The organism is Phycicoccus sonneratiae, assembly GCF_016887965.1.
In the GTDB taxonomy this organism is placed as follows: domain Bacteria; phylum Actinomycetota; class Actinomycetes; order Actinomycetales; family Dermatophilaceae; genus Phycicoccus; species Phycicoccus sonneratiae.
The window spans coordinates 126,185-135,460 of sequence record NZ_JAFDVD010000001.1; the positions used below are offsets into that span (position 1 = coordinate 126,185).

7 protein-coding genes are annotated in these 9,276 nt (G+C 76.1%); 2 read left to right on the forward strand and 5 right to left on the reverse strand.

Translation table 11 applies throughout. From position 1 onward, the window contains the following. Window positions 1-99: 99 nt before the first annotated feature. Together JQN70_RS20715 and JQN70_RS00645 are read right to left on the reverse strand one after the other, a co-directional pair. A complete protein-coding gene (locus JQN70_RS20715; RefSeq protein WP_204129378.1) occupies window positions 100-795 on the reverse strand; it encodes a GNAT family N-acetyltransferase in 696 nt (231 codons plus the stop codon). After that, on the reverse strand, window positions 792-1,811 hold the full coding sequence (locus JQN70_RS00645) for a 1-aminocyclopropane-1-carboxylate deaminase (protein ID WP_204129379.1): 1,020 nt from the start codon (window positions 1,809-1,811) through the stop codon (window positions 792-794). The genes JQN70_RS20715 and JQN70_RS00645 overlap by 4 nt, the downstream gene beginning before the upstream one ends. A gap of 70 nt (window positions 1,812-1,881) precedes the next feature. On the opposite strand from JQN70_RS00645, the gene JQN70_RS20720 reads away from it, so the two are divergent. Next, window positions 1,882-2,808 carry a GNAT family N-acetyltransferase gene (locus JQN70_RS20720; RefSeq protein ID WP_204129380.1) on the forward strand — a complete coding sequence of 309 codons (927 nt, stop codon included), beginning with the start codon at window positions 1,882-1,884 and terminating at the stop codon, window positions 2,806-2,808. Here the strand turns inward: JQN70_RS20720 and JQN70_RS00655 are convergent. Further along, window positions 2,805-3,056 (reverse strand): acyl-CoA-binding protein, encoded by a 252-nt coding sequence (locus JQN70_RS00655; protein WP_204129381.1) that lies wholly within the window; start codon window positions 3,054-3,056, stop codon window positions 2,805-2,807. The two genes, JQN70_RS20720 and JQN70_RS00655, sit on opposite strands and share 4 nt — an antisense overlap. A gap of 195 nt (window positions 3,057-3,251) precedes the next feature. Here JQN70_RS00655 and JQN70_RS00660 point away from each other — a divergent pair, with 195 nt between their 5' ends. After that, window positions 3,252-3,554 (forward strand): hypothetical protein, encoded by a 303-nt coding sequence (locus tag JQN70_RS00660; protein ID WP_204129382.1) that lies wholly within the window; start codon window positions 3,252-3,254, stop codon window positions 3,552-3,554. Between the two features lie 31 nt (window positions 3,555-3,585). Here the strand turns inward: JQN70_RS00660 and JQN70_RS00665 are convergent, their stop codons facing one another. Next, entirely contained in the window at window positions 3,586-4,620 is a 1,035-nt protein-coding gene (locus JQN70_RS00665) for an aspartate-semialdehyde dehydrogenase (RefSeq protein WP_204129383.1), read from the reverse strand. Between the two features lie 61 nt (window positions 4,621-4,681). Next, entirely contained in the window at window positions 4,682-9,055 is a 4,374-nt protein-coding gene (locus JQN70_RS00670) for a patatin-like protein (protein WP_204129384.1), read from the reverse strand. Between the last annotated feature and the right edge of the window lie 221 nt (window positions 9,056-9,276).

The window sequence follows — 9,276 nt, forward strand, 5'->3', positions numbered from 1 at the left end:
GGAGGCGCGAGCAACGCACGGGACGAGCATGCCACGAGCCGCCGGACCCGTCGACCCCGCCGGCCGCGACGGCCACCATCCGGACGCCGGTGGGCACGGTCATGCCCCGCGGCGGAGGACGACGACCTCGACCGAGCGGCGCACGACGAACCCGCACCGGCGGTACAGGCGCTCGGCACCCTCGTTGCCCTGCCGGACGTGGAGCATCGCGGTGTCGCCGCGCTCCGCGATCGCCCGGGCCGCGGCGAGGGTCACGACGGCGCCGAGGCCGCTGCCCCGGGCCGACGCCGCCACGCAGACCCCGGACACCTCACCGAACCCGGGCACCCGCATCCGCTCCCCCGCCATCGCGACGAGCCGACCCTCGCGACGGACGCCGAACCACCGCCCGGTCAGTTGGCTCTCCGGGCCGAACGGCCCCGGCTCGGTCTCGGCGACGAGCCGCTGCATGTCGGACGAGTCCGCGGCTCCGAGCTCGAGCACTGTGTCATCGGTCGGCGGCGGGTCGGCGAGCGCGGAGGCGACGTACTGGACGGCCGGCTCGCGGACCAGCTCGGCCCAGCCGGCCGGGGTCGGCTCGACCTCGGCGCGGAGGAAGACCGCGACCCCGCCGGCACCGACGAGGGCGGCCAGCGCCCGCCATCCCGCCTCGTCCAGGTGCTCGACCCCGCAGAACGGCCCGACCGCCGGCCGGTAGCGGTGGGCGAGGCCGTCGGGCGAGGACTCGGCGAGGTGCGCCTGCGGCCCGGTCAGGGCGTGCCACGCGACGTCGTCGAGAACGTGCTCGCCGCTCACGACCAGAGCGAGTGGTAGGCGTTGACCGCCTGCTGCCCGCCGAGGTGGGCGTAGAGGACGGTCGAGTCCTTCGGGATGTCTCCGCTGCGCACGAGGGCGACGAGTCCGGCGAGCGACTTCCCCTCGTACACCGGGTCGGTGATCATCGCCTCGAGCTCGGCGCCGAGCCGCATCGCCTCCATCGTCGAGTCGACGGGGATGCCGTAGAGGTCGCCGGCCCAGTCGGGCAGCAGGGTGAGCTCGTCGTCACGCAGCTCGCGGCCGAGCTCGATGACCTCGGCGGTGTGCCGGGCGATGCGCTCGAGCTGGTCTCGCGTCTTCTCGAGGGTGGCGCTGGCGTCGATGCCGATGATCCGCCGGCGCACGCCGGTGAGGTCCTCGAGGGCGGCGAAGCCGGCGACCATCCCGGCGTGCGTCGAGCAGGTGACGGTGCAGACGACGACCGTGTCGAAGGTGACCCCGAGGGCCTTCTCCTGCTCGGCCACCTCGAAGGCCCAGTTGGCGAACCCGACTCCGCCGAGGGGATGTTCGCTCGCGCCGGCCGGTATGGGATAGGGCGTGCCGCCAGCCTCCTCGACCTCGCGCAGGGCGTCCTTCCACGAGTCGCGGATGCCGATGTCGAAGCCGTGCGGGTCGAGCCGGGAGTCGGCTCCCATCATCCTGGAGAGGAGGATGTTGCCGACCTTGTCGTTGACCGGGTCGTCCCACGGCACCCACTTCTCCTGGACGAGACGGCACTTCAGCCCGAGGTGGGCCGCGACGGCGGCGACCTGGCGGGTGTGGTTGCTCTGGTAGCCGCCGATCGAGACGAGGGTGTCGGCGCCGCTCGCGAGGACGTCGGGGACGATGTACTCGAGCTTGCGGACCTTGTTGCCGCCGAACGCGAGCCCGCTGCTCACGTCCTCGCGCTTGGCCCACACCTGGGCCCCGCCGAGGTGCTCGCTCAACCGGCGCAGGTGGTGCACCGGGCTGGGGCCGAAGGTCAGCGGGTACCGGGGGATCTCGTGCAGGCGCATGCCGCAGGTGTACCACCGGCGGCGACGAACGGGGATGCGCCGTCCGCGGGGCGTCGGCCATCCTGTCCACGTGAGCCACTCCGCGGACGTCCCCCTGCCCGAGGGCTGCACCGCCCGGCCGCTCGCGCGCGCGGACCTCGACGCGGCCTACCACGTCTACTCCTCGGCCCAGCTCGAGGACAGCGGCGTCATCGCGCTGGAACGGGCCGACATCGAGGCGGACTGGTCGCGCCCGAGCATGGACCTCGCCCGCGACACCGTCGGGGTGCTGCGCGGCGACAGGCTCGTCGGGGCGGCCGAGGTCGCGCGCCGCGGCACCCGGGCCGAGGCTGCCGTGCACCCTCACGCCAGGGGGCGGGGCGTCGGGGCCTGGCTGGCGGCGTGGACCGAGGATCGCTCACGCGAGTTCGGCGCCGTGTCGATGGGGCAGACCGTCCCCCGAGGATCCGCCGGCCAGCGGCTGCTCGAGGGCCGGGGGTACGTGCTGGGCCACACGTCGTGGGTGCTCGAGCTGCCACCCGGATCCGAGATCGCGGACCGTCCTCTCCCCCAAGGCTACTCACTCCGCACGGCGTCGTCGGAGGGCGACCGGGCCGCCGCGCACGAGGTGATCGAGACGGCCTTCGGCGAGTGGTCGGACCGCACCGGCGAGACCTATGACGAGTGGGCGGCGGGAACGGTGCGCCGGCCCGGCTTCGAGCCGTGGAACCTGCGGGTCGTGGGCCACGGCGACGCCGTGGTCGGCGCGTGCTTCACGGTCGTCGACGAGCGGGCCTGCGGATTCGTCGACCAGGTGGCGGTCGCGCGCGAGCACCGGGGACGCGGGCTGGCCCAGGCGCTGCTCGCCGACGGGTTCCGGAACGCGCGCGAGCACGGCGCCGTGACGAGCGAGCTGTCGACCGACAGCCGCACGGGCGCGCTGGACCTCTACCGGAAGGTGGGGATGCGGGTGTCGGCGACCTGGGTGCACCTGGTGCGCCGGCACGAGGACGGCTAGGAAAGCCCGCCCACCGTGCTCACGTACTCGGCGCGGGCGGCCTCGGCGTCCATCCCCCGTGCGGCGGCCCACGCGTCGTACTTCGCGCGGCCGACGAAGTCCATCATCCCGGGGCGCTTGCCCGAGACGTCACCCTCGGTGGCCTGCTTGTACAGCGCGTAGAGCCGCAGCTTGGTGTCGTTGCCGGGGTCCTTCGTCAGCCCGGAGACCGCCTCGACGGCGGCGCGGAACTCGTCCTCGGTTGCCATCCCGCGACTGTAGGGCGCGGCCGCCTGCCCGACCACCCCTCACGCCGAGAGGGCCAGTGTCCGCGTCATCACGCTGATGGCGGGGTTACCGGTCGATGACGCGGATGTATCCCCGTCACCAGCCGACGTCCGAGTCCTCACCGTGATGAGCTGCGTCATTCCCACCGTCGCCAGCGCCGCGGATACCCTGCTCGGATGACACCGGACGAGGTGGGTGAGTACGCCGAGTCGTTGGGGCAGGTCAGGCGCAAGGGGACCGCGACCCGTCCCGCGTGGTACGTCCACGACCGGCTGGTCGTGCGGCTGACGGACCCGACGACGGCGGTGGTCCGGGTCCCGCTCGGCGAGCGCGACCCACTCGTCGAGGCCGACCCGGACGGCTTCGGCGTCCCACCCCGGATGGAGGCGCACCACAAGGTGGAGGTCTACCTGGACCGGGCCCGACCCGAGTCCGTGCGAACGGCGATCCACCTCGCGTGGGAGATGCAGCGCCGCTGACGCCGGGCCGAGGGCTTCGGCGCGCTCCCGCTCACCGACGCTTGGCGAGCTCCTCGGCGACCTGCACCGCGTTGAGAGCGGCACCCTTGCGGAGGTTGTCGCCGACGACGAAGAGGTTGAGCCCCTTGCCGTCCGGCGCCGCGAGGTCGGCCCGGACCCGCCCGACGAACACCTCGTCGCGCCCGGCCGCCTGCAGCGGGTTCGGCACGTCGGTGACGACGACGCCCGGCGCCCGACCGAGCACCTCGAGGGCTTCGCCCGGCGTGATGTCGCGGTCGAACTCGGCGTGGATGGCCAGGCTGTGCCCGGTGAACACCGGCACGCGGACACAGGTGCCGGACACCCGCAGGTCGGGGATGTGGAGGATCTTGCGCGACTCGTTGCGCAGCTTCTGCTCCTCGTCGGTCTCGAGCGTCCCGTCGTCGACGACCGAGCCGGCCAGCGGAACGACGTTGAACGCGACCGGCACCGCGTAGATCTCCGGGTCCGGCAGCGCGAGCGCCGACCCGTCGAGGGCCAGGTCCTTCGGGTCGCCGGCGGCGTAGCCACCCCGCAGCTGGCCGTCGAGCTCGGTGAGCCCGACCCCGCCGGACCCCGACACGGCCTGGTAGCTGGAGACGTGCAGGCGCACGAGGCCGGCGAGCGCGTGCAGCGGCGCCAGCACCGGCATCGCGGCCATCGTCGTGCAGTTCGGGTTGGCGACGATGCCCTTGGGGATGTCGTCGAGGTCGTCCGGGTTCACCTCGGAGACGACGAGCGGCACCTCGGGGTCCTTGCGCCAGGCGCTCGAGTTGTCGACGACGACCGCGCCGGCCGCCGCGACCCGGGGCGCCCACTCGCGCGAGGTGCCGCCGCCGGCGGAGAACAGGGCGAGGTCGAGGCCGGAGAAGTCGGCCGTCGCGGTGTCCTCGACGGTGACCTCGCGCCCGTCCCACGGCAGCGTCGTGCCCGCGGAGCGCGCGGACGCGAAGTAGCGGATCTCATCGACCGGGAAGTTCCGCTCGTGGAGGAGGGTGCGCATGACCTTGCCGACCTGACCGGTGGCGCCGAAGACTCCGACTCGCATGCTCCGAGTGTAGGGACGCCCTCGCCGCCGGGCCGCGGTGCCCGGCATCCGGGAGGGCGGCTCAGCGCTCCCGACGCCGCACCCACCAGGCGACCGGACGCCAGGCCACCCGCCGCAGCCGCCGGCGCCACGTCACCGGGCCCCCGCCCTCGTCGAGCCGCCGCAGCAGCTCGACCCCGCGTGGGCGCAGGCAGGGGGCGACGCCGTCCGGGCCCGCGCCGTCGCCGACGAGCCACCGGTAGCCGACGCCGCGCTCGGCGAGGTCGACCGCGTAGGAGCGGTGTGCGGTCCACCGGGCCACGACGTCCGCCGGACGCCCACCCGCAGCCACGGGGTCGTGGACGACGAACCGGCGCACCTCGGGGTCACGGCGGTGCTCGGCCCGCTCGAGCGCCCGCAGCGCCAGGAGCGGCGAGACCGCCGGCAGCCCGAGCGCGAGCACCAGCCCGAGCCCCAGCGCGCTGACGCACAGCGCGACGAGCCACGGCGGGCTCGTGGGCTCCAGCCAGCGCCACGCGACGACCAGCCCGAGGACGAGGTAGCCCAGCCCGTAGAGGACCGACCACGAGGCGGTCACCTGCACCGGGCTGACGAGCGCCCCGAAGCGCCAGTCGCTCGCCCCGTCCTCGCGAGCGACGCGGGCGAGCGGCCGCAGGAGGTCGCCGAAGCGGAAGGTCATCGCGACGCCCAGGAGCACGGCGAGCACCGCGGCGAGCACGAGCCACCCGCGGTGCGCGAGCACGGCGCGCGCGATGCCCTCGGCCCCGGTCGCGGCGACCCACGCGGCGAGCGCGACCGGCAGCGCCACGACGAGGACCGGACCGAGCACCGACGGCAGCCGGCGCAGGACCGCCACGAGCCGACGCCGGCCCCCGCTCCCGAGCCGGCCGAGCGCGGTGCGTGGTGGGCGCTCGGGCAGGCGGACGCCCTCGTCGTCGGCGAGCCGGCCGAGGAGCAGCCAAGGGCTCCCGAACGACTGCGGCAGGCTGCCGAGCAGGTACAGACCGAGGACCACCCCGAGCACGGCGGCGAGGGTGACCCCGCCCCGGGTCGCCGAGACGGCGGACGCGGCGGCCTGGGCGGCCCCCGCCTCCCCCGGCACCGCGTCCTCCGGCGTCAGCGCGAAGGTCACGAGCGGCACGAGCGGGCTGAGCAGCACGACGCCGTGAAGCACCGTGCCGGTCCGCAGCGCGCCGTAGCCGAAGGCCGCGAGGAGGGCGCCGATGCCGAGGAGCGCCGCCGGTGCCGACCACGCCTGCGGCAGGACACCGAAGAGCGAGGCGACGAGCAGGACGCCACCGAACGAGAGCCCGAGGAGCGCGAGCGAGCGGGGCACCGTCGCCCGGGAGGTGAGGCCGACGACGAGCCAGTGCACCGCGAGCATCGCCCCGCGCAGGACGCGCGTCACCGGCCGGACCCGGTCCAGCCCGGAGGACGGGGCGTCGAGCACCGAGGCGGTGACCGCTCCGGCGGTCGCGGCGCTGCGGATGAGCAGGTCGCTCGCCATCTCCGTCGTCAGCGGCTCGCGCCCGACCCCGGCCCGGTCGAAGGCCTCGAGGGCCCGCACCCGGTCGCGCGGCGTGACGTCCTCGGGGTCCCGGACGCCCCCGAGGCCGGCGAGGAGGTGCTGCTCGGTCGCGAGCAGCACCGCACCCCGCGAGCGGGGGCTGGCGCCGTCGACCTCGTCCTCGCGCACGGCCGCGACGAGGGCGGCGAGCTCGGGGCCGACGAGCTCGAGGTGCAGGGCCCACGCGAAGAGGCCGGCGAGCCCGGGCATCGTCGAGGGCAGCGACTCGGCGGCGACGTCGCTGCGGAAGGCCTCGTGCAGCTCGCGGAAGGCCCGGCGCCGCAGGGCCCGCACGCGGGGGTCCTCCTCGAGGCCGGTGCCCGCGAGCAGGGTGCCGACGAGGTCGTCGAGCGTCTCGCGGGCCAGGACGTCGGGCGACCCGGTCGCGAGGTAGCCGGACAGGTGCGCCGCCCGGCGGACCCGGGCCGGGCAGAGGACGGTGCGGGCGAGCACGGTCGCGGCGTCGACCCGGCCCCACGTCCAGTCGTTGACCCGCCAGGACCGCTTGAGGAAGCCGCCGAAGCGGTTGAGCGACCAGCCGCCGAGCTTGTCGTCCGCGGTGCGGCTGAACTCGGTCGACGGGTTCTGGGTCTGCGCCGAGAGCTGGACGAGCTCGACCGGGATCGACAGACCGGTCGGCGTGCCGTCGCCGAGCACCGTGCTCAGCACCTCGAGGTGCAGCAGCCGGGTGAGGAGGGCGCCGGTGTCCCGGGGGACGACCCCGCCGGGCGTCAGGAGGTCGTGCCACCGGTGCAGCTCCTCGAGCCCGCCGAGCACGCCGCCGGCGGCCGACCCGTCGAGCGGGTGCTCGCGGCACCACGCGACGAGGACGGGCAGCGCGCTCAGCCGCAGCGCCTCGACGACGCCCCGCACGACGCCGCCCACCTCCCGGCCGCAGGCCCCGGGCTGGGCGTCCTCGTCGGTGCACGACGAGGTCCGCCGGGTGGCCGGCCGGCCCGGGACCGGTCCGGCGTCCAGGGCCCGCCCGATCGCCTCCCGGAGCGCCTCCGCGCGCAGGTCGGCCGCGGCGTCGTCCCCCGTGGCCTCGACGACCCGCGCCCGGTCGGTCGCGACGACGCGCTCGGCAGCGGACTCGGCGGCGTCGCGCGACGTCCCGGTCATCCGCACCGCGTAGGCGGCGAGCCGCAGCCGCCAGTAGGAGTCGTCCGGGCGCACGGTGCGCAGCAGCGGGTCGCTCCACCGCTCGTCGATGGTCCCCCGCACCGCCGCGAGGGTGTCGACGGCCGCGGTGGCGGCGAGCCGGGCCTCCCCGATGGCCGCGCAGGCGCTCGACTCGGTGCCGGGGACGACCCAGGCGAGGGTGCGCAGGACGTCGTTGACCGCCTCGACGACCCCGAGGGCACCCCCGTCGCCCCAGGCCCAGCCGTCGCCGCCCACCGGTGCGCCGCGGCCCGGCGACCGGGTCGGCAGGTACGGCAGCCACCCCGGAGCCGAGTCCGGGCCCGGCAGGCCCTCGGTGTGCGCACGCTCCGCGGCCCGCCGCACCCGCTCGAGGTCCCACGCCTCCTCGTCGTCGCACCACGCCCGGCTGGGCAGGTTCTCGACCACCTTCGCCGCGACCGAGCGGGCCGCCCGGGTCCGGCGGGCGCTGCGGTAGTGCTCGAACAGCCGTCCCGCGAGGTCCTCGGCGAGCACGGGGAGGGTCCGGCGGCGGGCGACCCCGTCGACGGCCAGCTGCCCGAGGATGTCCACCCGCGTGCCGCGCCGCGAGGTGGCCGCCGCGTTGAAGGCGCCGATCTCGTCGACGAACGTCCGGCTGCCCTGGGCCGAGAGGGCACCGGCCACGCCGGCGAGGGTGCGGGTGAGCGCGGGCGCCGCCGCCGCGGTGTCGGGCGGCGCCTCCTGCGGTGACGGGGCGTGCGGGTAGACGAGGAGCAGGACTCGACGCACGGCGCCGTGGGCCGGCATCGCCATGATGCCGCGCATCGCGGCCCGGGTCGGGGTGTTGGCGAGGACGCCGCCGTCGACGACGAAGCGCGACCGGTCGGCGCCGTCCTCCGCCCAGCTCGCTGCCCCGGCCATGTCGGGCCACAGGGCCGCGCGCGGGTCGTCCTCGTGCGCGGCCGGCGCCCCGACCGGGACGAAGGTCGGCTCGAAGGCGACGGGAAAGCTCGAGGACGCCCGCGCGGCGAGCGCCATCTGGGCCGCGGTCGCGGCGATGCGGGCCGGGGAGAAGGGGTCGTCGGCGGGCGCGGTGGCCTCCCCCGGCCGACGCGGGACGCGGCTCCAGCCGAAGCTCGCGCCGTGCACCGCCTGCGGCAGCCGTTGCCCGAGCGCGTCGACCGTCACCGTCTCGGTGCCGCGCAGGACCGTCGTCATGATCGTCAGGTCGAGGGGTGCCTCGTCGGGCGTCGCCAGCCGGCGGGGGTCGCTCGTGCGCGCCAGCCGGGCCAGCGCCGCGTGCAGCTCGGGGAGGAAGTGCTCGTCGCCCTTGAAGAGCGAGGCCGGCGACCCCTTGACGGGCGAGCGGAGCAGGGTCTCGAAGCGGCCCTGTTCGGCCCACACCTCGCGCAGCAGGGCGAGGTCGGCGTCCGGGTTGACCTGGGCGAGGGCGAGGGCCGCCCCGTTGATGCCGCCCGCCGAGGTGCCGGTGACGACGTCGACGCGCGCCCGGCACCCGGCGAGGGCGAGCATCGTCGCGTAGGTGGCGTTGCCCCGGCGTCCGGCGTGCGCGAGCCGGTCGATCTCGAGCACCGAGCCCCCCATCCACACGGCGAGCGAGACACCGCCGTTGAGCACGACCGCGAGGCGCAGCTCCTCGGGGGGCACGAGGTCGAGGGCGGCGGCGCGCAGGCCGCGGGCCGGGGCGGCGGAGGGGTCGGTGGTCGCGGCGGTGGGGAGGGCCACGTCCGGTGGCTGGGAGACCATGCGCACTCCACGGGAGCGCGGCGCGCCGGGTGCGGGCCGTCGTCCCTCGCCCTGAGGAGGCCAACGAGGACCGGCTGATACCGGTACGGCGCACGCGAGGTGGCGTGGGGGGGGGCCCCCCCCCCCCCCCCCGGGGGCCCCCCCCCCCCCCCCCGCCCCCCCCCCCGGGGGCCCCCCGGGCCCCCCCCCCCCCCCCGGCG

Bases quoted from the DNA above. Each gene is read 5' to 3' on its own strand.
- JQN70_RS00655 (WP_204129381.1), bottom strand. From the start codon at position 3,056: ATGGCAACCGAGGACGAGTTCCGCGCCGCCGTCGAGGCGGTCTCCGGG.
- JQN70_RS00660 (WP_204129382.1), top strand. From the start codon at position 3,252: ATGACACCGGACGAGGTGGGTGAGTACGCCGAGTCGTTGGGGCAGGTC.
- JQN70_RS00665 (WP_204129383.1), bottom strand. From the start codon at position 4,620: ATGCGAGTCGGAGTCTTCGGCGCCACCGGTCAGGTCGGCAAGGTCATG.
- JQN70_RS00645 (WP_204129379.1), bottom strand. From the start codon at position 1,811: ATGCGCCTGCACGAGATCCCCCGGTACCCGCTGACCTTCGGCCCCAGC.